This is a genomic window from Xanthomonas hortorum (assembly GCF_040279205.1).
In the GTDB taxonomy this organism is placed as follows: Bacteria; Pseudomonadota; Gammaproteobacteria; order Xanthomonadales; family Xanthomonadaceae; genus Xanthomonas; species Xanthomonas hortorum_F.
The window spans coordinates 87,457-110,377 of sequence record NZ_JBEOLS010000010.1 but is presented as its reverse complement, the minus strand read 5'-3'; the positions used below and the strand labels follow the sequence as shown (position 1 = coordinate 110,377).

20 protein-coding genes and 1 pseudogene are annotated in these 22,921 nt (G+C 64.6%); 14 read left to right on the top strand and 7 right to left on the bottom strand.

What is annotated here, in order from left to right:
- Positions 1-118 (top strand): annotated as a pseudogene (locus ABS769_RS06735) (IS5-like element ISCARN85 family transposase); the annotation flags it as partial.
- Between the two features lie 31 nt (positions 119-149).
- Here ABS769_RS06735 and ABS769_RS06730 read toward each other — a convergent pair.
- The 3 genes from ABS769_RS06730 to ABS769_RS06720 form a co-directional block, all read right to left on the bottom strand.
- Positions 150-1,097 (bottom strand): rhamnogalacturonan acetylesterase, encoded by a 948-nt coding sequence (locus ABS769_RS06730; protein ID WP_317060884.1) that lies wholly within the window; start codon positions 1,095-1,097, stop codon positions 150-152.
- Between the two features lie 200 nt (positions 1,098-1,297).
- Positions 1,298-2,920 (bottom strand): carboxylesterase/lipase family protein, encoded by a 1,623-nt coding sequence (locus tag ABS769_RS06725; protein ID WP_317060883.1) that lies wholly within the window; start codon positions 2,918-2,920, stop codon positions 1,298-1,300.
- On the bottom strand, positions 2,917-4,032 hold the full coding sequence (locus ABS769_RS06720; protein ID WP_317060882.1) for an alpha/beta hydrolase: 1,116 nt from the start codon (positions 4,030-4,032) through the stop codon (positions 2,917-2,919). The genes ABS769_RS06725 and ABS769_RS06720 overlap by 4 nt, the downstream gene beginning before the upstream one ends.
- 139 nt (positions 4,033-4,171) lie before the next feature.
- Here ABS769_RS06720 and ABS769_RS06715 point away from each other — a divergent pair, with 139 nt between their 5' ends.
- From ABS769_RS06715 to ABS769_RS06665, 11 genes are all read left to right on the top strand, one after another.
- The gene (locus ABS769_RS06715; protein WP_023902089.1) at positions 4,172-4,993 is read left to right on the top strand and encodes a 2-keto-4-pentenoate hydratase; all 822 of its coding nucleotides are present in this window, start codon (positions 4,172-4,174) and stop codon (positions 4,991-4,993) included.
- Positions 4,994-5,029: 36 nt separating this feature from the next.
- Entirely contained in the window at positions 5,030-6,028 is a 999-nt protein-coding gene (locus ABS769_RS06710) for a TRAP transporter substrate-binding protein (RefSeq protein ID WP_006452154.1), read from the top strand.
- 10 nt (positions 6,029-6,038) lie between these two features.
- On the top strand, positions 6,039-6,560 hold the full coding sequence (locus ABS769_RS06705) for a TRAP transporter small permease (protein ID WP_006452153.1): 522 nt from the start codon (positions 6,039-6,041) through the stop codon (positions 6,558-6,560).
- The gene (locus ABS769_RS06700) at positions 6,560-7,843 is read left to right on the top strand and encodes a TRAP transporter large permease (protein ID WP_317060881.1); all 1,284 of its coding nucleotides are present in this window, start codon (positions 6,560-6,562) and stop codon (positions 7,841-7,843) included. Before ABS769_RS06705 ends, ABS769_RS06700 begins: the two co-directional genes overlap by 1 nt.
- A 236-nt stretch (positions 7,844-8,079) precedes the next feature.
- Complete coding sequence (locus ABS769_RS06695; protein ID WP_317060880.1) at positions 8,080-9,663, top strand: family 43 glycosylhydrolase; 1,584 nt, start codon at positions 8,080-8,082, stop codon at positions 9,661-9,663.
- A gap of 140 nt (positions 9,664-9,803) precedes the next feature.
- The gene (locus tag ABS769_RS06690) at positions 9,804-10,862 is read left to right on the top strand and encodes a LacI family DNA-binding transcriptional regulator (RefSeq protein WP_317060879.1); all 1,059 of its coding nucleotides are present in this window, start codon (positions 9,804-9,806) and stop codon (positions 10,860-10,862) included.
- A gap of 320 nt (positions 10,863-11,182) precedes the next feature.
- Positions 11,183-12,292, top strand: coding sequence for a type III effector HopX1 (locus ABS769_RS06685; protein WP_317060878.1), 1,110 nt, complete (start codon positions 11,183-11,185; stop codon positions 12,290-12,292).
- Positions 12,293-12,484: 192 nt separating this feature from the next.
- Positions 12,485-13,339 carry a 5-dehydro-4-deoxy-D-glucuronate isomerase gene (kduI, locus tag ABS769_RS06680; RefSeq protein WP_317060877.1) on the top strand — a complete coding sequence of 285 codons (855 nt, stop codon included), beginning with the start codon at positions 12,485-12,487 and terminating at the stop codon, positions 13,337-13,339.
- Positions 13,340-13,503: 164 nt separating this feature from the next.
- Positions 13,504-14,259, top strand: a complete 756-nt coding sequence (gene kduD / locus ABS769_RS06675) for a 2-dehydro-3-deoxy-D-gluconate 5-dehydrogenase KduD (protein WP_023902094.1) — start codon at positions 13,504-13,506, stop codon at positions 14,257-14,259.
- A 159-nt stretch (positions 14,260-14,418) separates the two neighbouring features.
- Complete coding sequence (locus tag ABS769_RS06670; protein WP_317060876.1) at positions 14,419-15,084, top strand: RpiB/LacA/LacB family sugar-phosphate isomerase; 666 nt, start codon at positions 14,419-14,421, stop codon at positions 15,082-15,084.
- A 222-nt stretch (positions 15,085-15,306) separates the two neighbouring features.
- A complete protein-coding gene (locus ABS769_RS06665; RefSeq protein WP_317060875.1) occupies positions 15,307-16,431 on the top strand; it encodes a GDSL-type esterase/lipase family protein in 1,125 nt (374 codons plus the stop codon).
- 69 nt (positions 16,432-16,500) lie between these two features.
- Here the strand turns inward: ABS769_RS06665 and ABS769_RS06660 are convergent, their stop codons facing one another.
- The 4 genes from ABS769_RS06660 to phhA form a co-directional block, all read right to left on the bottom strand.
- Complete coding sequence (locus ABS769_RS06660; protein WP_317060874.1) at positions 16,501-17,784, bottom strand: type II toxin-antitoxin system HipA family toxin; 1,284 nt, start codon at positions 17,782-17,784, stop codon at positions 16,501-16,503.
- A complete protein-coding gene (locus ABS769_RS06655; protein ID WP_317060873.1) occupies positions 17,781-18,077 on the bottom strand; it encodes a helix-turn-helix domain-containing protein in 297 nt (98 codons plus the stop codon). Before ABS769_RS06655 ends, ABS769_RS06660 begins: the two co-directional genes overlap by 4 nt.
- A 132-nt stretch (positions 18,078-18,209) precedes the next feature.
- A complete protein-coding gene (locus ABS769_RS06650; protein ID WP_317060872.1) occupies positions 18,210-18,854 on the bottom strand; it encodes a DMP19 family protein in 645 nt (214 codons plus the stop codon).
- 91 nt (positions 18,855-18,945) lie between these two features.
- Positions 18,946-19,836 carry a phenylalanine 4-monooxygenase gene (gene phhA / locus ABS769_RS06645; protein ID WP_317060871.1) on the bottom strand — a complete coding sequence of 297 codons (891 nt, stop codon included), beginning with the start codon at positions 19,834-19,836 and terminating at the stop codon, positions 18,946-18,948.
- Positions 19,837-19,963: 127 nt separating this feature from the next.
- On the opposite strand from phhA, the gene ABS769_RS06640 reads away from it, so the two are divergent.
- A complete protein-coding gene (locus tag ABS769_RS06640; RefSeq protein WP_039814299.1) occupies positions 19,964-20,446 on the top strand; it encodes an Lrp/AsnC family transcriptional regulator in 483 nt (160 codons plus the stop codon).
- A gap of 224 nt (positions 20,447-20,670) precedes the next feature.
- Positions 20,671-22,887 carry a TonB-dependent siderophore receptor gene (locus ABS769_RS06635; protein WP_317060870.1) on the top strand — a complete coding sequence of 739 codons (2,217 nt, stop codon included), beginning with the start codon at positions 20,671-20,673 and terminating at the stop codon, positions 22,885-22,887.
- Positions 22,888-22,921: the final 34 nt, after the last annotated feature.

The window sequence follows — 22,921 nt, the reverse complement described above, 5'->3', positions numbered from 1 at the left end:
ACTGTTCCGTCGCTTGAAAGGCTACCGCCGGATTTTCTCGCGCTTCGACAAGCTGGATGTCATGTTCCTTGGATTCCTCAGCTTCGTCCTAGTCGTTGATGGGCTTCGGATGTGTTAACAGGCCCTAGTTGATCAGATACAATGACGCATCAAGGAATCAACAGCGGCCGCAACGCAGGCACCTGCTGTGCCAACTCGTCGGCGACAATCGCCGCGAACAGATCTGCGCCGTCCGCACCAAGATGCGTGTAGTCGAATGCGAGTTTGGCCTGACCCATCGGCTCGGCGCTGGCATTGTCCTGTGCGGCGGCGGGGACGCTGGCCGCTGCCGCGATCTTTGACGACGCCGACACCGGCGCATGCAATGCCTGCGCCGGTGTCTTGCCAATCGTGGTGCCCGACTGCGCGGCAATCACTTGTTCCGGATCGGCAGGCCGCTGCGCCAGCCGCATCGCCAACACCGGGCCCATGCCCTGCACCAGCGCACGGCTGCGCGCATGCAGGTCGATCAACGGCACCTGTAACGCGCGTGCAACTGCGCGTGTTGTCTCCGCCCACGGCGCCAAGTCGTCGATTAATTGGCCGCGTTCGAATTGCCGCCGCGTCAATGGCGTGACCAACACGGGGATCGCACCGGCGGCACGTGCGTCGGCGACATAACGGCGAAGATTCGCCGGGAATTCGGTCGCCAATTCGGTGGAACGCCCCGGTTTGCCGGGTTGATCGTTGTGCCCGAACTGGATCAACACATACACCTGTCGATAGCCGCCGCTGCGCAGCTCCTTCAGTGCGATCTCCCATGAGCCTTCGGCGCGATAGTTGGACGTGCTGCGGCCACCGCGCGCCAGATTGAGGCAGCTCAGGAACGAGGTCACATGCTGCGCGCAAAAGCTCGGCCCCCAGCCACCTTGCACAGCCGTGGTGGAGTCGCCGACCAGCACGATCTTGCTGGCGGCAAAGTGCTTGCCGCCAGCGGCTACGTTAGACGCTGGCACGCTTGCAGTTGATGCATCAACCGGTGAGGCATCTGCAGCGTACGCAACAGGTGCAGCAATTGCTGCCAGCAAAACCAACGGTACAAGAGACGAAAAACGCATGAATCACCAATGAGGAAAGCAATCAGAAAACGAAAGGTAGTCAGAAGGCGAAAGGTGATCAGAAGACCGCAGGCAGGCAGAAGAGCGCAAGCACGATGACCCGAGCCGCGCGCTGATGGGCACCTACACGCACGCCACGCCGTGCCGCCGCGGAGTGCAATCCGACCACGCTCGACCTCGACCTTGACCACGAAAGTCAGTCAAAACGTACCGCGTTGAATGAAAGGCGCTTGCTGATACAGCTTGCGCTCACCACCGCGCGGATCGTGGTCGAGCCGGCTGGGTGTATCGAACAGCAGCGTCTCGCGCTGCTGCAACGAATACTGTCGCCAACGCGGCAGACCACGATGATTCGGGTCGCCGCTGCGCGCGAATGCAATCAACGCCTCGCTCATCTGCTCGGCCATGCGCTGCGCATCGGCGCCATCGCCGGTGCGCGAACCCGGTTGCGCAGTGGTGTCGAAGACCAGCGGAATATCCAGCGTGTGGAAGGCGCCGAACTTGCCGCCATCCAGTGGCGAGCCCCAATCCAGTTGATAGACCCAGGTGGGTGCGCCTTGACGTGCGCGTGCCTCGGCTTCTTCGACCGCGCCGCGCCACGAGCGCCCTGCGGTGGTGGCCGCGAAGAACACCTCCGATGGCGAATACTGCGGATACAGCCGGCGGTATTCGGCAATCACCACCTGCGGCAGCAGATCCACGTATTGCTGGGTTTCCAGCCTGGCCGGCAGCTCGTCCCAGCTCAGCGCGAAGTTCTTCGCATCGTTGCCGAGAAACGCGCGCGTTTCATCGCGGGTATTGCCGATCACCAGCGGAATCTTCGCCGATTGCAGCGGGGCGGTCGGCCAGAACGGGTGCACCGGCACGTTGCGCGCATCCAGCACCGGGCCGAAATACAACGCGCTGTTTTCCACCCGCGAGGGATCGCGCACTTGCGCGGCAGCCAGCAGCTGCTCACTTGGTAGCGTGCGGATGCGCGCAAGCGCGCCGGGCGCAAGTTTCAATGCATCCAGCAGCAGTTGCGCGCGCTGAGTGGCCGCGCGCGGGCCGGCCACAGTGACCTGCTGCCCGCTCATGGTCCACGCGCGATGAAACAGGCCGCGTGCGGCGGGCATCGCCATCAAGGTGGCGATCTTGGCGCCGCCACCGGACTGGCCGAACACGGTGACATTGCCGGCATCGCCGCCGAATTCGGCCGCGTGCTGGCGCACCCACTGCAGTGCCTGGATCAGGTCCAGCTGCCCGGCATTGCCGGAGTCGGCAAAACTCGCATCGCCCAGCTGCGCCAGCGACAGATAGCCGAACAGGTTGAGCCGGTGATTGACGGTGATCACCACCACGTCGCCGCGTTTGCACAGACGCACGCCGTCGTAGAGCGGGTCGCTGCCGGAGCCGGTGGTGTAGCCGCCGCCGTGGATATAGAACAGGATCGGTCGCTTGCCGCCATCGTGCAGGCCCGGCGTCCACACGTTGAGGAACAGGCACTCCTCGCTGGTGGGTTCGCTGGCTTTGGGTTGCGGTGCGGCTGCACCGAAGGCGCTGGCATCGCGCACGCCCTGCCAGGGCGTTTCCGGCACCGGCGCCTGAAAGCGCCGCGCTGCGGTGTCGCCGCCGTACGGGATGCCCTTGAACACGCAGACACCCTGGTCGCGATAACCGCGCAGTGCGCCGCCACGCACGTGTGCCAGCGGCGTACTGTCGTCGCGCGCAGGCGCTGTTGCGGCCGCGCCGACGAAACCCGGCAGCGCGGCTGCAGCCGTGGCTAACAAGCCACCACGCAGCAGCGTGCGCCGCCCCGCGTCGGGCGTGGATGGTGACGTCATCGCGCGGCGTCCTGCGCCGGTACAGATGCGGGTGCAGGTGCAGCGACAGATGCATTCGCAGTCGTCGCAGATGCAGTCGAGGGCGTTTGCACCTTGCTGACATGCGCAATCCAGGCCTGCGCCAGCTGCGGCCACGCGGCCACGGTCAAGCCGGTGCCGCTGGCGGTACCGAAGCCATGCCCGCCCTGTGGAAACACATGCAGCTCGCTGGGCACGCCGGCACGCAGCAACGCGTCATGCATCAGCAGGCCGTTGCGCACCGACACCACCGTGTCGTCCTGCGCATGCAGCAGAAAGGTCGGCGGGGTGCGTGCATCCACATGCAATTGCGGCGAGTACGCGCGCACCTGCGCATCGCTCGGACTGCTGCCGAGCAGGCGCTCGCGCGAGCCCGCGTGCGCGTTGGCGCTGTCCATGTCGATCACCGGGTAGATCAGCAGCTCGAAATCCGGCCGCGCGCTCAGCGCATCGGCCGCATCCAGCTTCGGGTACACCTGCGAGGCATAGCGGGTGCCCAGGCTGGCGGCGACGTGACCGCCGGCCGAGAACCCCATCACCCCAACGCGCTGCGTGTCGATGCCGTAGCGGGCGGCGTTGGCGCGGATCAGCCGCAGCGCGCGCTGTGCATCGGCCAATGGCACGTCGGCCGCGTGCGGATGGCCTTCGCCGGGCAGGCGGTAGCGCAGCACGAACAGCGTGATCCCGGCCTGGTCGACGAAGCTGGGCACCAGCGCGCTGCCTTCGTTGTCCAGCACGATGCGCTGGTAGCCGCCGCCGGGGGTGACCAGCAGGGCAGTGCCGTTTGGCTGCTTGGGCCGGTAGACCACCAGGTAAGGCGTGCTGATCTGCTGGATGTAGCGATCGGGCAGGGCAGGGTCGCTGCTGCGCTCGATGATGCGCTGCGGCTGCTTCAGTGCATTGTCTCCCGGTGCCATCCCGCTGGGCCACAGCGCGATCCGGCTGGCTTGCTCGGCCGTGGTATCGGCACTGGGCACCTCGGCCGCAACCACTGGCCCGATCAATACTGAGGTCGCCAGCAACAGCAGCGGCAGGCACCGCCGCATAGCACCTGAAAACGCAGTAAAAACACGCGTTTGGCTTGTCTGTTTCATCCACCCCTCCCAGGGTTGCTTCGCTTTTAAGGCCAACTTTGCCGCACTGCACATTGCCAATGACACCGGTTTACCATATACAGCACACCGTGCCACTGTCGATTGGCAGTGCAACAAAAACACTAGCAGGGAGACACCCTTGAGCAACGACGCCGCCACCCCGCCATCGTCCACATCCATGTTGTCGCAGATCGCCCAGCAGTTTGTGGAGGCACGCCGTGCAGGGGCATCGCTGCCCGACTTTCCCGGGCAGATCCCTGAGGATCTGGTCACTGCCTATCAGGTGCAGGACATCGCCATCAGCCAGTGGGACGACCAGGTGGTCGGCTGGAAGGTGGGTTATATCGCCGCCGAGCGCCGCGACGCCTCCGGCGACGACCGCCTGCTGGGCCCGATCTTCTCGCACAAGCTCTGGAATGCTACCGGTGGAACAACCCAGTTCCCGATCTACCAGGGCGGCTTCGGTGCGGTAGAGGCCGAGTATGTGCTGCGCCTGGAAGCGGACGCTCCCGCCGAGCAGACCCATTTCACCCCGGAGCAGGCGGCGCAGCTGCCGGCCACGTTGTTCATCGGCGTGGAGATCGCCAGCAGCCCGTTGGCGACCATCAACAAGCTGGGCCCGCGCGTGGTGATTTCCGACTTCGGCAACAATAACGGCCTGATTCTAGGCCCGGAAGTGACCGATTGGCTGGCGCGCGACGAGTCTGCGCTGACCGCCGAAACGCTGATCGACGACCAGGTTGTCGGTACCGGTGGAGCCACCACGTTGCCGGGTGGATTGCGCGCCGCCTACGCGTTTGCGCTCAGTCGTTCGGCCCAGCGCGGGCGTCCGCTCAAGCGCGGTGATCTCATTGCCACGGGCAATGCCACCGGTATCCATGACATCGAAGTGGGACAGCGTGCCCTGATTCGCTTCGCCGGCATCGGCGACATTTCCTGCACGGCTGTGTCCGCTACCTGATTCGGACCCAGTGACCAGACGCTTGGGAGGGCGCCAATGATCACACGCAGACATTTCCTCGGTGCCGGGCTCGGTGCCGCCGCGGCCGGCCCCTGGTTGGGCGCCGGTGCCACCACGCCGATCCCCGGCGGGCAGTTGTTGACCGCCACCGACGTGCATATCGGCGACTACCCCACCGTGGAAGCGGTGCGGTGGTTCGGCAAGCAGCTCGAAGCACGCACCAATGGCCGGCTCAAGCTGCGCCAGTACCACTCCGGCCAGCTGGGCCGCGAGTCGGAGGCGATCGATATGGCGCGCTTCGGTGCCATCGACATCACCCGGGTGTATTCGGGCGCGTTGAACAACACCTTTCCGCTCACACAAGCGCTGTGCCTGCCGTACGTGTTCGACTCGGTGCCGCATCTGCGCCGCGCCATCGACGGGCATGTGGGCGACAGCGTGCTGCGCAGCTTCGAGCAGCGCGATCTGGTGGGCCTGGCGATCTACGATTCGGGTGCACGTTGCTTCTACAACACCAAGCATCCGCTGCACCGCCCGGAAGATCTCAAGGGCCTGAAATTGCGTGTGGCCTCGTCGGACATCTTCCTCAAGCTGATGCGCATGCTGGGCGCCAATCCCACCCCGATGTCGCTGGGCGAGACGTTCTCGGCGATGGAAACGCACATGATCGACGGTGCGGAAAACAACATGCGCAGCTTCCAGTCCAGCCGCCATTTCGAAGCGGCGCACTACTGGTCGCAGAGCGAGCATTCCTACGCGCCGGACATCCTGGTGATGTCGCGCAAGAGTTTCGAATCGCTGAGCCCGGCCGACCGCGGCCTGGTGGTGGAACTGGCGCGCGCCTCGGTGCCGGTAATGCGCAACCTGTGGGATGCCTCGGAGGTGATCGCGCGCAAGCAGGTGATCGACTACGGCGTCAAGCTCAATCAGGTCGACATGCCGGCGTTCCGCGCCGCCTCCGCCCCGCTGCTGGCCGAATACCGCAAGCAGCCGGAGATCGAAGCGTTGTACCGCCGCATCCGCGATTTCGCATAGAGGTGATCCAATGACCGAACCCGAGACTCTCGCCGTCCCGGTCGCGCCGTTGCAGCGCGCGCTGGACCGCGTTTCCGACACCGCCGTTGGCGTGGCATCGCTGGCCTTGCTGGGCCTGGTGGTCGTACAGGGCTGGCAGGTGTTCACCCGCTACGTGCTCAACGACTCGCCCAGCTGGACCGAGCCGGTGACGCTGCTGCTGCTCAGCACCGCGCTGAGCCTGGGCGCTGCCGCTGGCGTGCACACCAACCGTCATTTCGGCTTCTATCTGCTGGGCGAACACGTGCCGCCGCTGGTGCGCAAGGTGTTCGATCTGATCCGCCCGCTGATGATCATCGCCATCGGTGCGGTGCTGGCGCGCTGGAGTGCGGCGCTGCTGCTCGATGGCCTGGACATCAAGATGGCCGGCGCGCAGATGCCGCAGAGCATCAACTACCTGCCGCTGTCGATCGGCGGCGCGCTGATGGTGGTGTTCGCCTTGTACAAGCTGTGGCGTGTGCTGCGCCCGATCCACACCGGAGGAGTGCGCTGATGGGCATCGCCATGTTGTTGGGAACCTTCGTGGTGCTGCTGCTGATCGGCGTGCCGGTGGCCTATGCGCTGGGCGCGGCCGCGCTGGCCACGCTGCTGTATCTGGACCTGCCCACGGTGGTGCTGGTGCAGCAGATTTCCGCCGGTAGCGGCTCGGCCTCGTTGATCGCCATTCCGCTGTTTATCTTCGCTGGCGAGTTGATGCTGCGCGGTGGTATTTCCGAACGCTTGATCGCGTTGGCCTCGTCGCTGGTGGGGCGTGTGCGTGGCGGCCTGGGCCAGGTCAGCGTGTTGTCGTCGCTGTTCTTCGGCGGCGTGTCCGGCTCGGCGATTGCCGACGTCTCGGCGGTCGGCGGAACCATGATTCCGCAGATGATCAAGCGCGGTTACGACCGCGATTACGCGGTCAATGTGAGCATGACCGCCGCGCTGGTGGCGCTGCTGGTGCCGCCCTCGCATAACCTGATCCTGTTCTCCGCAGCGGCGGGCGGCGGTATCTCGATTGCCGATCTGTTCGCCGCCGGCATCTTCCCCGCGCTGTTGATGACTGCGGCGATGATGGTCACCGGCTATGCGGTGGCGCGCCATCGCGGCTACGGTACCGAGCCGTTCCCCGGTTGGCGCGCAGTGGCGCTGCGCCTGTTTGGCGCATTGCCGGGCCTGGGGTTGGTGGCGCTGATCTTCATCGGTATTCGCGCCGGCATCTTCACCGCAGTGGAGAGCGCCGCGATTGCGGTGGTGTATGCGTTGATCGTCACCGCGCTGCTGTATCGCCAGTTGCGTTGGGCCGAGTTCTTCGCGGCGGTCACGCATGCCGCGCGCACCACCGGCGTGATCCTGTTCGTGATCGCCACGGCGGCAGTGTTCGGTTGGTTGCTTGCGTACCTGCAGGTGCCGGCGGCCGCAGTGAAGTTCCTGCAGGCCATCGCCGACAGCAAGAACACCGTGCTGCTGATGATCGTGGTGATGCTGTTGCTGCTGGGCATGTTCATGGACCTGGCACCGAAGATCCTGATCTGCACGCCGATCTTCCTGCCGGTGGTCAAGGCCTACGGCATCGACCCGATCCACTTCGGTCTGGTGATGGTGCTGGCCGGCGGTATCGGCTTGATCACCCCGCCGATCGGCTCGGTGTTGTTCATTGGTACCTCGATCGGTGAAATCACCGTGGCCCAAAGCATGCGCACCATCTGGCCGTTCTGGCTGGCGGCCTTGGGTGTGCTGCTGATCGTGGCGTTCTTCCCCGAACTGTCGCTGTGGTTGCCACGCGCGCTGCGCGCCTAGGCGACCGCGATCCCGACTGCGTCCGTCAGGCGGGCGTCGTCGGTGCGTGGCATTGGGCTGCGCAGCGCGTGCAATGCGATGTCCGCGCGCCGCGCCTCGCCCGACAAACGCCTGGCGACGCTACCGGCACTCTGCCCGGCGTCGCTGCTGGCAGGTAGTTCCGCCCTCATCCAGGCGGCCGACGCTCCAGGCGTGGGCCGCCGCATCGCCCCGCCCTGCGGGGACTAGGAGCAAGCATGCGTGTGCGTATCGCTTCAACCCCGCTGCGTTGGTTGCTGGCCGGCGGCCTGCTGCTGTGTTCCGGCCTCGCTGCCGCAGCCGACTGGAAGCGCGGTATCGAACAGCAGCGCATTGCCGACCAGGGCAACGGCACCTTCCTCAACCCGGTGCTGGCCGGCGATCACCCCGATCCGTCGGTGCTCAAGGATGGCGACGACTACTACCTCACGCTGTCCTCGTTCGACGCGTATCCGGGCCTGCCGATCTGGCATTCGCGCGATCTGGTCAACTGGCAACCGCTGGGCCATGCGATCACCCAGAACGTCGGCGCGATCTGGGCGCCGGATCTGATCAAGCACGGCAAGCGCTATTACATCTACTTCCCGGCGCGCCGCGGCGACCAGGGCGGGCGCAGCAACTTCGTGGTCTGGGCCGATGACATCACCGGCCCGTGGAGCAAGCCGATCGACATCGGCCTGGGCAAGTACATCGACCCCGGCCATGCAGTGGGCGAAGACGGCAAGCGCTATCTGTTCCTGAGCGGCGGCGATTACGTGCAACTCTCCGACGATGGCTTCAAGGTGGTCGGCACCCCCAAGCACGTCTACGACGGCTGGAAGTACCCGGAAAGCTGGGACGTGGAAGGCTACGCGCAGGAAGGCCCCAAGATCACCCGCCACAACGGCTGGTACTACATGACCACCGCGGTCGGCGGCACCGCCGGCCCGCCGACCGGGCATATGGTGATCACCGCGCGCTCGCGCTCGATCCACGGCCCCTGGCAGAACGCGCCCAACAACCCGATCACCCGCACCAAGAGCGCCGACGAGCCGTGGTGGTCGCGCGGCCATGCCACCCTGGTGGAAGGCACCGACCAGCGTTGGTGGATGCTCTACCACGGCTACGAACACGGCTACTGGACGCTGGGCCGGCAGGCCTTGCTCGACCCGATCGAGTGGACCGCGGATGGCTGGTTCGTCGCCAAGGGCGGCGACCTGGGCACGCCGTTGAAAAAGCCCAGCGGGCAGGTCTTGCCGCACGGCCTGAGGTTGTCGGACGACTTCCGCGCCAACACGCTCGGCCCGCAGTGGTCGTTCTTCAACCCGGCCGCCGACGAAGCCAAGCGCCTGCAAGTAGGCGATGGCGTGTTGCGCCTGCAGGGCAAGGGCAGCGCCCCGCGCGACGCCTCGCCGCTGACCCTGATCGCGCCCGACCAGGCCTATCAGTTCGAGGTGCAGATGACCGTGGCACCGGGCGGGCAGGGCGGGGCGCTGCTGTTCTACAGCGACAAGCTCTACGCCGGGGTGGGGAGCAACGGCGAGAACTTCGTCATGCACCGCTACGGCGAAGAACGCCCGGCCAGGCTGGCGCCCAGCGGCAAGGGCGGCGCGCTATGGCTGCGCGTCACCAACAACCGCCACATCGTCACCATCCACAGCAGCACCGACGGCACCACCTGGACCAAGTACCCGGTGCAGATGGAAGTGTCCGGCTACCACCACAACGTGGCCGGCAAGTTCCTGGCACTGAAACCGGCGCTATATGCGTCCGGCCAAGGCCAGGTGGAGTTCCGCAACTTCCGCTACCGCGCCCTGGACTGACCGTTCTGCACTGCCGGGCATGCTGTGGCGCATCACGCCACGGCGCCCTGGTCATGGCGGATTCGGGACATCGGCAAGCCTGCGAAGGCTTGCCGGCCCGCTGGCCGGTAGAATCCAATCAACTTCACTGGTTGACCGCTATGCCCGCCCGCAAGATGCCTGAAGAGGGAATGCCCGGCCTGCCGAAGGGCAAGGTAGCCACGATCAACGACATCGCCCGGATGTCCGGGGTGTCCAAGAAGACCGTCTCGCGGATCATCAACAATTCGCCGCTGGTCCGCCAGGACACCCGCGAGAAGGTCGAAGCGCTGATGCGCGAGGTCGGCTACTCGCCCGATCCGCTCGCGCGCGGGCTGGCGTTCCGGCGTTCGTTCCTGATCGGCATGGTCTACGACAACCCCACTGCGCAGTACATCGTGGACATGCAGTACGGCGCGCTAGACGCGCTGCGCGGCTCCAGTTTCGAGCTGGTGGTGCACCCCTGCGACAGCCGCAGCCCCGGCTACATCGAAGGTGTGCGCCGCTTCGCCCAGGCGCAGAAGCTGCACGGGGTGATCCTGGTGCCGCGCGCCTCCGAGGACCAGGCGCTGGCCGACATGCTGGCCGAGATCGGCTGCCGCTACACGCGTATCGCTTCGGTGGCGCTGGACACCACCTCGCAGACGGTGATCACCCACGACCGCGACGGCGCCGCCGAGGCGGCCGATTACCTGCTCTCGCTCGGCCACCGCGACATCGCCCTGGTCACCGGCCCCAGCGCCTACCGCTCCTCGATCGAGCGCACCTCGGGCTTTGCCGACGCGCTGACCCGGCGCGGCATCGAACTGCCGCCCGAGCGGATTGTGGAGGCCGGCTACACCTTCGAATCGGGCGTGGCCGCGGCCGAAAAGCTGCTGCTGGGCAAGAAGCGCCCCACCGCCATCTTCACCGGTAACGACGAAATGGCTGCCGGTATCTACAAGGTCGCCCTGCGCGCCGGTATCAATATCCCGCGCCAGCTTTCGGTGATCGGCTACGACGACAGCTCGCTTGCCTCGCGGCTATGGCCGCCGCTGACCTCGGTGCGCCGCCACACCCGCGACACCGGCCGCACCGCCGCCGCGATGCTGATCCAGCCCGACAACGCCCCGCAACTCCCCACCGCCAGCGTGCGCCCGCACCTGATCGTGCGCGATTCCTGCCAGCCGCCGGAAGATTGATTCGACCAGGGTGCATGGTGCCTTGCCGCAAGTCGGACGCTGATTACCATTGGCCGATCGTGAAACGACCGCGCCAAGCTCTCCCATGCTTGGCTTCGCAGATGCGTGCGTGCTCTTCGCCCTGCTGCTGTGGCCGAGGACAGAATGGCCGACGATAGGCATGACGCAACGGTCGTGAGGACCTTCACACGCTGTTGCCGATCAAGTCCAGCGTCCTGTCGCTGATCGGAGAGAGACCCAAACACCGATCACTGGAAATGACGTGCTGAGGCTTTGCTTGAGAACAACGCATCACGCAGCGGATCAAATGGGAGTTCCGTATGTTTCCCAAACTCAATCGCAGCTCGCCGTCCGCTCCATCAACTGTAACGTCGACATCCTCCCGACAGGCATCCACGCGGCAGGTCGACGTCGATGTGCGGCCCTCCGATACGAGCCTGCTCGATGGATTGCGCCGGCCGCGTCCGAACCGGGCCAGCTCCGCCTCGTCATCAGCATCTGTTGCATCCAACGCGGCTTTGTCCAGCAACGACCTTGCTCTTGCCGCATACCTACTTGCCCGCGATATGGATGGGCGCCGCGTTCCCACAGCGGATGTGAGCCGCTTGCGTAAGGCGAATGACAGCATCGGCAATACGCGGCAGTTGCTCCGGTTCGGGCGCGGCAATGTCGACACCGATTTGCGCGACACCCACAACGAAAGCGGCTGGCGCACGAAAGCTGCGCGCCAGCTCAAGGATGAACTCTACATGCGCAGCGGCGGACGGTTCGTTGAACACGCCGAGCAAATGCGCCACTCGGCTGCGGCCGCTGTCGTGTTCGGCTCAGGTAACTGCGGTGAATATGCGAGCACCACAAGCGTGTATCACAGCAGTCGGCTGGGTGCCCAGGAGACGGTGCATTACGTTAGTGGAAGAAACCATTCCTGGGCCGAAGCGCGCTTGCCGGCCGAAGATGCGACAGGCTCAAGCACCATCGTGATGGACGGGTGGTCTACGGGGCCGGCCGTTCTTGCGCCCGATTCGAGATTCGCAGCCAGGCGCGAGCAGTTGCGGAGTCATGTGCAACTAGATGCAGCCAATGGACGCGATGCCCGCATCGCAACCAACGACGTTATCCTTGAGATGCGTGCCAAGGGTCCCGCCGAAGTGCAGCGGCGGATCAATCAGGGCGTGACTTTCAGTGCGCGCTTTGTCGCGTTCATCGATTCGCTCCTGCCGTCCGGCATCGGAGATTGGTGCGAACAGCATGTACTGAACGATGCCTTTGCCGGCCGCGTCCGCGCGCAACTCGACACGTCTCCGGCCAGTGCCGACCTGCTCACGCGGGCAGAACGGATCGCCGATGAGTTGGGTGTCGCTGGCACCGCCCGCACGGTTCAGGCGCAGCAGATCATCGCGGCGACCCGTTCGCTCGTCGCGGCCCGCTGAGCCACGCCTTTAGCTCCCGCCCGCGATCCAGTACCCATGACAATCGAATCTCAGGAGTACGGCGGCGCATGATTCCGCCGGACAGAGTGCATCAGAAAATTCGTGCACTGCGCAATGACACCGGTTAACCAGAGCCGGTAGACTATGCCGGTGCAAGCCAATATCCCCCTTGCTTGCTACCGGAGATCGCGCATGTCCCTGTACTGCAAGACCCACTACGCCACCCATCCCGACGCCATCAAGGGCGCCAGCAACGACGACCTGCGCGAGCTCTATCTGCTCGACGGCTTGTTTATCGACGATGCGGTGACCCTCAAATACACCCACTACGAGCGCTTCGTGCTCGGTGGCGCCGCTCCGCTCGGCAAAACGCTGGAGCTGCCCAAGCAGACCGAACCTGCTTCCGCTGCCGGCCATCCGTTCCTGGAGCGCCGTGAGCTGGGCATCCTCAACGTCGGCGCCGGTCCTGGCACCGTGACCGTGGACGGCACCGCCTACACGCTTGGGCAGAAGGACGGCCTGTACGTGGCCATGGGCAGTACCGATGTCAGCTTTGCCTCGGACGATGCCGCCAACCCGGCCAAGTTCTACCTGGCCTCCACGCCGGCGCACGCGCGCTTCGAGACCAAGCAACTCTCGATCAAGGATGCGGTGGCACTGGAGCGTGGCGCGCTGGAAACCAGCAACGAGCGCACCATCTACCAGTACATCGTGCCGGCCACCTGCCAGTCCTCGCAGTTGCTGTTGGGCCTGACCGTGCTCAAGCCGGGCAGCGTCTGGAACACCATGCCGCCGCATCTGCACGACCGCCGCAGCGAGGTGTATTTCTACTTCGATCTTGGCGCCAACGACCGCGTCTATCACTTCATGGGCGAGCCGGACGCGCAGCGCCACATCGTGATCCAGAACAACGAAGCGGTGGTGTCGCCGCCGTGGTCGATCCACATGGGTGCCGGCACCAGCAATTACGCCTTCATCTGGGCGATGGGCGGCGAAAACCTGGATTACACCGACATGCACGTGCTGGACATCTGCCAGCTCAAATGACGCTGGCGCTTGCAAGGCAATACTTAATCCGCGCAATAACTCGGTTAATGCGATTCACCAGCCAAGTTAATGCGATAGCTCCATCAATGCGTGGCCGCGCAGCGCGCGGACGCAACGCACTCATCCAACGTGGCATCACATCACCCAGCAGGAGCGATAAGGTAATGAGCAATCCGTTCAGTCTCGAAGGCAAGGTCGCACTGGTCACCGGTGCCAATACTGGCCTGGGCCAGGGCATCGCGCTGGCACTGGCGCAGGCCGGCGCCGACATCGCCGCCGCCGGCATCCAGGCGCCGACCGAGACCGAAGAACTGGTCAAGGGCCTGGGCCGCCGCTTCATCGCCATCCAGGCCAACCTGATCAGCCTCGAGCCAGTCGAGCGCATCCTCAAGGAAACCCTGGACGGCCTGGGGCGCCTGGATATCCTGGTCAACAATGCCGGCCTGATCCGCCGCACCGACGCGGTGGATTTCAGCGAGCAGGATTGGGACGACGTGATGAACGTCAATCTGAAATCGGCCTTCTTCATGGCCCAGGCCGCCGGCCGTCATTTCATCGCCCAGGGCAGCGGAAAGATCATCAACATCGCCTCGATGCTGTCGTTCCAGGGTGGTATCCGCGTGCCGTCGTACACCGCCAGCAAGTCCGGCATCGCCGGCATCACCCGCCTGCTGGCCAACGAGTGGGGCAGCAAGGGCGTGACCACCAACGCCATTGCGCCCGGCTACATGGCCACCGACAACACCGCCCAGCTGCGTGCCGACGAAGCGCGCAACAAGTCCATCCTGGACCGCATCCCGGCCGCGCGGTGGGGCGTACCGGCCGACCTCGGCGGCACAGCGGTGTTTCTGGCCAGCAGCGCCTCGGATTACGTCAACGGCGCCATCATCCCGGTCGACGGCGGCTGGCTGGCACGCTGAGAAAAACGCGTCGTTCCCTTCTTCCTCCGGGAGAAGGTGCCCGAAGGGCGGATGAGGGTCGGTATGCACGCGCACAAAACCCGAGATTCATGACGTCCGCCACTCAAGCACGCATCAACCACATTCCAAACCACTTCCCCAAACCAATCGGAGCACCCCATGAAAATCGCACTCATGAATGAGTTCAGTCAGGCCGGCAAGAACCCGGTGATCCTGCAGCAGCTCAACGACGTCGCCAGCGAGCAGGGCCACAGCGTGTTCAACGTCGGCATGAACGGCGACAACGACCACCGCCTGACCTACATCCACCTGGGCATCGTCGCCAGCCTGCTGTTGAACTCCAAGGCGGTCGACTTCGTCGTCGCCGGCTGCGGCACCGGCCAGGGCGCCATGATGTCGCTCAACGCACACCCTGGCGTGTTCTGCGGCTATTGCATCGAGCCGACCGACGCTTACCTGTTCGCCCAGGTCAACAATGGCAATGCGTTGTCGCTGGCATTCGCCAAGGGTTACGGCTGGGGCGCGGAAATCAACGTGCGCTACATCTTCGAAAAGGCCTTCAGCGGCGAGCGTGGCTTGGGCTACCCGGCCGAGCGTCGCGAATCGCAGGCCGCCAACGCCGGCATCCTCACCCAGCTCAAGCAGGCCACCGCCAAGTCGTACATCGACGGCCTGCGCGCCATCGACCCGGAACTGATCAAGCAGGCCGTGGGCGGCGAGCGCTTCCAGCAGTGCTTCTTCGACAACGCCCAGGACGCCGAGATCCGCGCCTTCGTCGCCGGCGTACTGGGCAAGCCGGAAGCCGCTGCTGCCGCAGCTGCGTGATTAGCCAATGCGTTTTAGCCCCTCTCCCGCCGGGAGAGGGGTTGGGGTGAGGGTACGGCGGAAGACAGCTGGCCTAAACGGAAAAGGCTTGAAAGGCTTGAGACGACAGTACGGCCGTCCAACATTTCCGATGCCGCCGCACCCTCATCCGCCCTTCGGGCACCTTCTCCCGATGGGAGAAGGGACACCGCGCTGTCCTAAACACTCTTCCCCGGAGCCACCATGCGTCTGCTTCTGTTCGCATCGTTGCTGCTGCTGCTCTCCGCAAACCTCGCCCGCGCCAATCCACACCGCATCTTCATCGCCGGCGATTCCACTGCCGCCGAATACGGCCCGGAGCGCGCGCCGCAGGCCGGCTGGGGCCAACTGCTGCAAGACTGGTTCGACCCTGCGCAATGGCAGGTCCGCAACCACGCCAAGGGCGGCCGCAGCACCCGCAGTTTCATCGCAGAAGGGCGCCTGGACGCCATCGCCAACCAACTGCAACGCGGCGACATTCTGCTGATCCAGTTCGGCCACAACGACGCCAAACACGAAGACCCGACCCGCTACACCGACGCGCACAGCGACTATCAGCAGTTCTTGCGCCGCTATATCGCCGTCGCGCGCGACAAGGGCGCCACGCCGATCCTGATCACTCCCGCCGCGCGACTGCTCTACGACTTCGGCGCGCTGCTCGACACCCACGGCCGCTATACGCTGGCCATGCAGCAACTTGCGGCGCAAGAACACGTTGCCCTCATCGATCTCAACGCCAGCTCCAGCGACTGGATTCGCGCACTCGGCGAACAAGCAGCCAAACCGTATTTCCTGTTCGTGCCCGAACAAGGCAAAGCCGATGGCACTCACTTCAGCCGCCCCGGTGCCACCGCAATCGCCTGCCTGGTTGTGCATGGCTGGGTGAAACTGCAGCCAGCGCTGAAACCGCAACTCCGCCGCGACGCCGATTGCGGCGCAGCCCCCGGTACCGCCGCACAACGCGCCGCGCAGGCGCACCCCTCGCTGGTGGTGCACGAACGCGACCTCGCCCGCGCGCAACCCGGCCCGCACGGCGGCGCCGGACCCACCACGGCGTATCCCTTCTTTGCCGACGCACCGGAGCTGAAATTCGTGCTGCGCAAACGCGTGCTGCACAAGGGTGCCGGCATCGGCCTGCACCTGCACGACAAGGATGAGATCTACTACATCGTCAGCGGCCGCGGGGTGTATGCACTGGATGGCAAGCAATACGAAGTCAACGCAGGCGATGCGCTACTGACGCGACCGGGAAGCACGCATGCGTTGCAGCAAACCGGGGAAGAACCGTTGGTTGTATTGCTGGCATACACGGTGGCGCCGAAGAGATAAGCCACACGTCACTGATACGTATCATCGATCTCCCGGTTGCGATGCTCACGATAAGCCTTGAAATCAAGCCTATCGCATCGGATCAATCACCGACTCCATCGCCACTATCTCGGTGCGGCTGGCGTTGCATCGCACAGCTTCCTGTTGCCACCGCGCAACCGCCGTGCGTACTTCTTCGATGATGGCCAATGCCTGCGCTCTGGTCAGCCGATAATAATCGTGCGTTTCCATCAATAGCGCCGTATCGGGTGTGGTGTCGTCAAGACTGATGGTCAGCACGTGCACGTCTTTGTCCTGGTTTGGATTGACGTCGAACGCAGGTGCCAAACGCCAGCCGTCGTGCTCACGCAGGAATCCATGATTGCGCAAGTGATCGTCGCGGTTGCCGATCAGCACGTTGAAGGCGACGCGGCGGAATAACTGATGCAGATCCTGTTGAATGGCATGTGCTGCGCCGACGACTTCGATGGCATGTGCAATATCGACGTAGGACGATGCTTCGCTGTGTTCCACATCCAGCAGCGTAAATGCCGAGGCATACGCACGACGGCTATGCGCAGTGCGATCAAAGCGTTGTACTGCGAACGTGGTGCCATGCTTGGAAAGCTGCAGTGGCTTGGCGGCAGGCATGCTGATGCCTGCCGCCAGCGACAGACGGTAGGTGATGTATTCCCATCGGCCCACGTCGTAGAGGTCGTCGGTGGAAGGAAATTTCGCCAGCCAGAGAGAACCGTCAGACTCTTGGACACTGGCCTTGGGTCTGGCGCCACCAAGCGAGGCGCCAGGCGCGATCAGTTGCTTGACCCACGTGAGGTCCGTGTCGCTGTCATCCATGTCATCGCGCTCAAGGCGGCGAGCAATCGCTTCCAATTCGCGCAATTCGGTCATGGGCGGCGCGCTCAATGCATGGTCGTCGAGGTATCGGCCGGTCGTGCTGTCGCGCAACCTCAGCGCGCCCATGCGGGACGCATCGTTGACGCCCATCAGATAATCCCAGGGACGCAGTGCACGAACCTTTCGGCCTTGTTCGCGCGCCATGATCACTTCTCTGCGCTTCATCAGCAGTTTGCCCCAGCGATCGGGCGAACAATCCAGAAAGGCACCGGTCAACTCGGACGCTCCGGCGCGTGCAATCGATGCGCCCGCATAGAGCGGTAGCTGCGGGTCGAGTGCGAACGCGCGAACAGTTGTCTCGCTTGCCAACCAGCCGGCGGCGTATTCGAACTGTAGTGTCTCGCCACGGCGGCTGTGTTGGCGTGTCAGATACCCAACCAACGCGTTATCACCCAGTGATCGATCTTCCAGCCATACCTCGACCTTGTTGATGTCACGCGCGGGGGAGGGCGAACTCATGGCTCGCCCCTGATGGAAGAGGGCCCCGGCTTCCGCAGGCGGCTGTCCTGCAGCTCCCTTCCCAGCGGATCTGCCTGCGCCAGGAGATCGATGTCCTTGTCCAGGCCAAGCACCGTCAGCACGCGGAGAACGGTCGCCAAACTGGTCGAGGGGTCGCCATTTTCCAGCTTTGCCAGGGTCGGCACGCTGACGCCGACGCGGGTTGCCAGCTCGCGCTGGGTCATCTCGCGACGCAGTCGTGCGGTGCGCAAGCGTTCTCCCAGCGCCTCGATCTGGCGCTGGGCACGCGGCATGGTGGGAGGGACGCGTTTAGCCATAACAAATTAAATTACTCTTTAGCAGTATAAAAGCAACTTAATTTTGTATTCGGCTGGTCTGCTTGTTAGGGTTTTATGCCTTGTCGTAAGCGCTGGTACCTGCACCCCTCAGGCCTTGTCCACCCCGTAGTGAGTCAGCCCCAATCGCGCCAGTTCGCCGGAGCGGCGGTAATAGACTTCTTCCCAGCCATCCACGCGCTGGCGGTCGGTCTCGTTCATGGCGTCGAGGATGTCTTCGATGCTGAGCAGATTCGGGTCTTCTTCCAGGCGTTCGAACACGGCGCCCAGGCCTTCGATCGCCTGGCGTGTCTGCGCCGCACCCATCGCCGCCAGCGCCTGCAGCGCGTAAGTGCGCGTGCTGGCGTCCCAGCGGTCGAAATAGCGCGCGTAGCCGCTTTCGACCATGTCCGCGTCCAGCCGTGCCAGTGCAACCAGCTCGCGCTCGCCGGGTGTCAGCGCATCCAGGTGGCCACGCAGCGTGGTCAGTTTGGTCTGCGCGCGCGCACTGCGGCGGCGCCACAACAGCTCGGGCATGTTGAGCAGGCCCTCCGGGGTAGGCGGCGCGACGGCGGGCCAGTTCACCCCAAAACCGTCTTCGGTAATCTGCCACTGCGCGCGCTGCGGCGGCGCCGCCTTGAACAACAGCCGATGCGCCTTGATGGGCTCATCGATACGGATGCCATTGGCCAGGGTGAACAGCAGGCGGGTGTCGTCCAGCTCCAAGCGCCGGATGCGTAGCTGCGTCAGGTCCATTGAGCGAAGGCGGTGTGGGGAGGTTTGACCTTAGTCCGCGTGGGCAGTGCTGTCGAGTCGTTGCAGCGATCTCGCGCCACCCCGGCACCGCTCACACATCGCCCTCGCAACTCCAACCTTCGCCGGTACCGCGCTGGAGTACTCGATCTGTCACAAGTACATCGCCGGCAGGCACCTGCGCCTGCTGCGCAAGATCGGCATAGATCGGGGTGAAATCCGGCGCGGTGGCGTCCATCAATTGCGCGAAGCTGTCGATGACGAAATAGGTCTTTTGAAAGCTGTCGATGCGGTAGCGCGTGCGCATGATGCGTTGCAGGTCGAAGCCGATCCGGTTGGGCGCTGGCGATTCCAGCGAATGCAGCGATTCGCCCTTCGACGACACGATGCCGGCACCGAAGATGCGCAACCCTTGCGGCGTTGCGATCAGGCCGAATTCCACCGTGTACCAGTACAGGCGGGTGAGATTCTGCAGCGCGTCCGGCCCGATGCCGTGCGCCTTGACCCCCCCACGGCCGTAGGCCTGCATGAAGTCGGCAAACAGCGGGTTCATCAGCAGCGGCACGTGCCCGAACAGGTCATGGAACAAATCCGGTTCGGCGATGTAATCGATCTGCTCGGGGCGGCGGATCCACCACGTCACCGGGAAGCGCTTGTTGGCCAGATGCTCGAAGAAATCCAGCTCCGGCAGCAGGCCTTGTACGCCGACCAGGGTCCAGCCGGTAGCCGACTGCAGCACGGCGTTGAGCGCATCGAACCGCGGGATGTGGGTATCGCCCATGCCCATCGCATCCTGCGCCTGCAGGAATTCGTCGCAGGCGCGCCCGACCAGCAGCTCGCGCTGGCGCCGATACAAGCTGCCCCAGGTGGCATGGTCGTCGGCGCTGTAGCTGTCCCACGGCTGCTCGACCACGGCGGTGGTGTAGACCGGCACATAACCCTTGTCGGTGAGCTGATTCTCGACGCGTTGCGGTGCGATGTTCATGCGGCGGCAGTTCCCGATGATCAGCGCTCACCTTAGCTCGATGGCCGCGCAACGGGATTGCGAATCTTGCGCGGTCAATGCCAGATGGCGCAAGATTCGTGCGTCATCTTCTGCTGCTGCGCAATATATGGATCAGCCCATCGCCCTGGACCGCACCGATCTGCGCCTGCTCGCCCTGCTGCAGACGCAGGGGCGCAGCAGCAATGCGGAGTTGGCGGTGCAGGTCAATCTGTCGGCATCGGCCTGCTTGCGCCGCACCCAACGGTTGGAGGCGGCCGGCATCATCGCCGGCTACGGCGCGCGCCTGGATGCCAAGGCGCTGGGACTGGGACTGCAGGCGTTCGTGCGCGTGCAGTTGGAACAGCACGGCCAGGCCGATATCGAGCATTTCGCCGAGGGCGTGCGCGGCTGGGACGAGGTGGTGGCTTGCTGGGCGCTCACCGGCGACATGGATTACCTGCTGCAGGTCCAGGTGCGCGATCTGGAGCATTTCTCGCGGTTTCTGCTCGACCGCCTGCTCAACGCCACCGGCGTGTCCGACGTCAATTCCAGCTTCGTGCTGCGCACGGTGAAGGCGCCGGAAGGCTTGCCGCTCTCGCATCTGGGCTGATCCGGCGGGCTGTGAGGCAGGCACGCGTGCGCTGTGACTTGCCTCTCAAACGATAACGATTTACATTTGCGTAACATCCGGCCGCGTCCGGCATGTCTCCTCGTCGATCCGCCAGCCCGGCAGGGCCAGCCAGCTCGTCGCCCGAGTGGGACGCGCCGCGCATGCCTGCGCTTTTTTTGCCCGGTGACGCCGCGCGTCCCGCACCGATCGACGAGAACCCTCCAATGCCCGCGATTTCCGCCCCCCTGGCCACGTTGTCCGCTGCCTTGCTATGCGCGTTGGCGCTGACGCCCTGCGCTGCCCGTGCCGACAGTGCCGCCGCCGATGCAAGCAACGCCAAGACGCTGGACCAGGTCAACGTCAACGGTGCGGTGAGCCGCGCGCAGCCGGCCACCACCACGCGCCTGCCGCTGACCTTGCAGGAAACGCCGCAGTCGGTGAGCGTGATCGGGCTGCAGCGGCTGGAAGACGAGTCGCTTTTCAGCATCGACGATGTGATGCGCAACGTCACCGGCGTCAACGTGTCGTTCTACGACACCCAGCGTCCGCTGTACTTCGCGCGCGGCTTCCAGATCACCGACTTCCAGGTCGACGGCTTGCCCACCTACAGCGGTTCCACCAACCAGGAATACGACACGGTCTTTTACGACCGCATCGAAGTGATCCGCGGCGCCAATGGCCTGCTCACCGGCGCGGGCATTCCCTCGGCCACGGTCAATCTGCTGCGCAAGCGGCCCGGTAAGGAGTTCGATGCCTCGTTCGCGGTGAGCGCGGGCACCTGGGATTTCCGCCGCATGCAGGCCGACGTCAACGCACCGCTGACCGAAGATGGGCGCTGGCGCAGCCGCGTGGTGGCGGCCTGGCAGGATCGCGATTACTACTACGACCGCTACCACGACAACAAGATGTCGGGCATGGCGGTGCTGGAAGGCGATCTGACCGACAGCACCACGCTCACCGTCGGTTACCAGCGCCAGGACAACAGCCCGGTCGGCTCGACCTGGGGCACAGTGCCGTTCTTCGCCGCCGATGGCTCGCTGGCCAACCTGTCGCGCTCCACCAACCTGGCGCCGGAGTGGACCCGCTGGCAGCGCGAAACCAGTACCGCCTTCGCCAACCTGGAACAACGCTTCGGCGAGGACTGGCTGTTGCGCGTCAACACCGCGCACACCAAGGGCAATGTGCAGAGCCTGCGCGTGTACGGCACCGGCTATCCGGCCGCCGATGGCAGCGGCATGTTTCTGCGCACCGGCGCTGGCGACACCGAAGACACCCGCGACAGCGTGGATGTGTATCTGTCCGGTGGTTTCTCGCTGTTCGGCCGCCAGCACGATGTGGTGGTTGGCGGCAGCTGGCAGGATCTGCAATCCACCTCGTATGGCGTGGCGCAGACCTATCCCGACGACTGGGCGACCTGCCCCAACGACTTTGGCCCACCCGAGCGCTGCTATTTCATTCCCAACATCCGCAACTGGGATGGCAATGCGTCCGAAGTGACCTATGCGCGCACCGGCCGGCGCAGCGAAGCGCGCACCACCCAGCGCGGCGTGTATGCCTCCACCCGGTTTCGTCTGGCCGATCCGCTGTCGGTGATCGCCGGCGCACGCCTGAGTTCCTGGGAAACCCGCACCCAGGCCTTCGACGCCAGCGGCACCTATACCGGCACCAGCGGCCGCTATGAAGTGAGCGACGAAGTCACCCCGTACGTGGGCCTGGTCTACGACATCGTGCCGGATGTGTCGCTCTACGCCAGCTACACCGAAATCTTCAATCCGCAGAACTACCGCGACAAGGACAATAACCTGCTCGCCCCGGTGGAAGGCTCCAACCTGGAAGCCGGCATCAAGGCGCAGTTGTTCGACGGCCATGCGATGGCCACCGCCGCCGTGTTCGAGGCCAAGCAGGACAACTTCGCCGTGCGCGACATGACCCAGCCGGAATCCTCGCTGCCGGACGGCAATTCGGCCTACATCGGCATCAACGGCACCAAGAGCCGTGGTTGGGAAATGGATATCAACGGCGAGATCCTGCCCGGCTGGACCGTCAATGCCGGCTTTACCCACGTCAAGGTGACGCGCCCGCCCACCGATGCGATCTACGCCAACCTGCCCGAGGATTATCTGCAGCTGTCCACGCAGCTGCGCTTGCCCGGCGCCTGGGAGCGCCTGAGTATCGGCGGTGGCGTCAGTTGGCAGAGCGCAGTACGCGGTTTCAATATCGAGCGCCCCACCGGCGACGGCAGCGGTGCCACCACACCGGTCACCGTGGTGCAGAACGCATACGCCTTGGTGCACTTCAACGCCAACTACCGCATCAGCGATCAGTGGACTGCCACGCTGGCGGTACGCAACGCCTTCGATAAAACCTATTGGGCCAATCTGGATTACCAGAATTACGGCGAGCCGCGGTTTGTCAGCGTGTCGTTGCGTTGGCGGTATTGAGGCGTTGCCGATGATGCTGATGCGTTACAGGTAA

Excerpts from the sequence above, each read along its gene's own strand:
- ABS769_RS06635 (WP_317060870.1), top strand. The coding sequence starts at position 20,671 with ATGCCCGCGATTTCCGCCCCCCTGGCCACGTTGTCCGCTGCCTTGCTA.
- ABS769_RS06720 (WP_317060882.1), bottom strand. The coding sequence starts at position 4,032 with ATGAAACAGACAAGCCAAACGCGTGTTTTTACTGCGTTTTCAGGTGCT.
- ABS769_RS06660 (WP_317060874.1), bottom strand. The coding sequence starts at position 17,784 with ATGAGTTCGCCCTCCCCCGCGCGTGACATCAACAAGGTCGAGGTATGG.
- phhA (WP_317060871.1), bottom strand. The coding sequence starts at position 19,836 with ATGAACATCGCACCGCAACGCGTCGAGAATCAGCTCACCGACAAGGGT.
- ABS769_RS06655 (WP_317060873.1), bottom strand. The coding sequence starts at position 18,077 with ATGCCGCGTGCCCAGCGCCAGATCGAGGCGCTGGGAGAACGCTTGCGC.
- ABS769_RS06710 (WP_006452154.1), top strand. The coding sequence starts at position 5,030 with ATGATCACACGCAGACATTTCCTCGGTGCCGGGCTCGGTGCCGCCGCG.
- ABS769_RS06685 (WP_317060878.1), top strand. The coding sequence starts at position 11,183 with ATGTTTCCCAAACTCAATCGCAGCTCGCCGTCCGCTCCATCAACTGTA.
- ABS769_RS06705 (WP_006452153.1), top strand. The coding sequence starts at position 6,039 with ATGACCGAACCCGAGACTCTCGCCGTCCCGGTCGCGCCGTTGCAGCGC.
- ABS769_RS06690 (WP_317060879.1), top strand. The coding sequence starts at position 9,804 with ATGCCCGCCCGCAAGATGCCTGAAGAGGGAATGCCCGGCCTGCCGAAG.
- ABS769_RS06700 (WP_317060881.1), top strand. The coding sequence starts at position 6,560 with ATGGGCATCGCCATGTTGTTGGGAACCTTCGTGGTGCTGCTGCTGATC.
- kduI (WP_317060877.1), top strand. The coding sequence starts at position 12,485 with ATGTCCCTGTACTGCAAGACCCACTACGCCACCCATCCCGACGCCATC.
- ABS769_RS06695 (WP_317060880.1), top strand. The coding sequence starts at position 8,080 with ATGCGTGTGCGTATCGCTTCAACCCCGCTGCGTTGGTTGCTGGCCGGC.
- ABS769_RS06730 (WP_317060884.1), bottom strand. The coding sequence starts at position 1,097 with ATGCGTTTTTCGTCTCTTGTACCGTTGGTTTTGCTGGCAGCAATTGCT.
- ABS769_RS06725 (WP_317060883.1), bottom strand. The coding sequence starts at position 2,920 with ATGACGTCACCATCCACGCCCGACGCGGGGCGGCGCACGCTGCTGCGT.
- ABS769_RS06665 (WP_317060875.1), top strand. The coding sequence starts at position 15,307 with ATGCGTCTGCTTCTGTTCGCATCGTTGCTGCTGCTGCTCTCCGCAAAC.
- ABS769_RS06640 (WP_039814299.1), top strand. The coding sequence starts at position 19,964 with ATGGATCAGCCCATCGCCCTGGACCGCACCGATCTGCGCCTGCTCGCC.
- ABS769_RS06670 (WP_317060876.1), top strand. The coding sequence starts at position 14,419 with ATGAAAATCGCACTCATGAATGAGTTCAGTCAGGCCGGCAAGAACCCG.
- ABS769_RS06650 (WP_317060872.1), bottom strand. The coding sequence starts at position 18,854 with ATGGACCTGACGCAGCTACGCATCCGGCGCTTGGAGCTGGACGACACC.
- kduD (WP_023902094.1), top strand. The coding sequence starts at position 13,504 with ATGAGCAATCCGTTCAGTCTCGAAGGCAAGGTCGCACTGGTCACCGGT.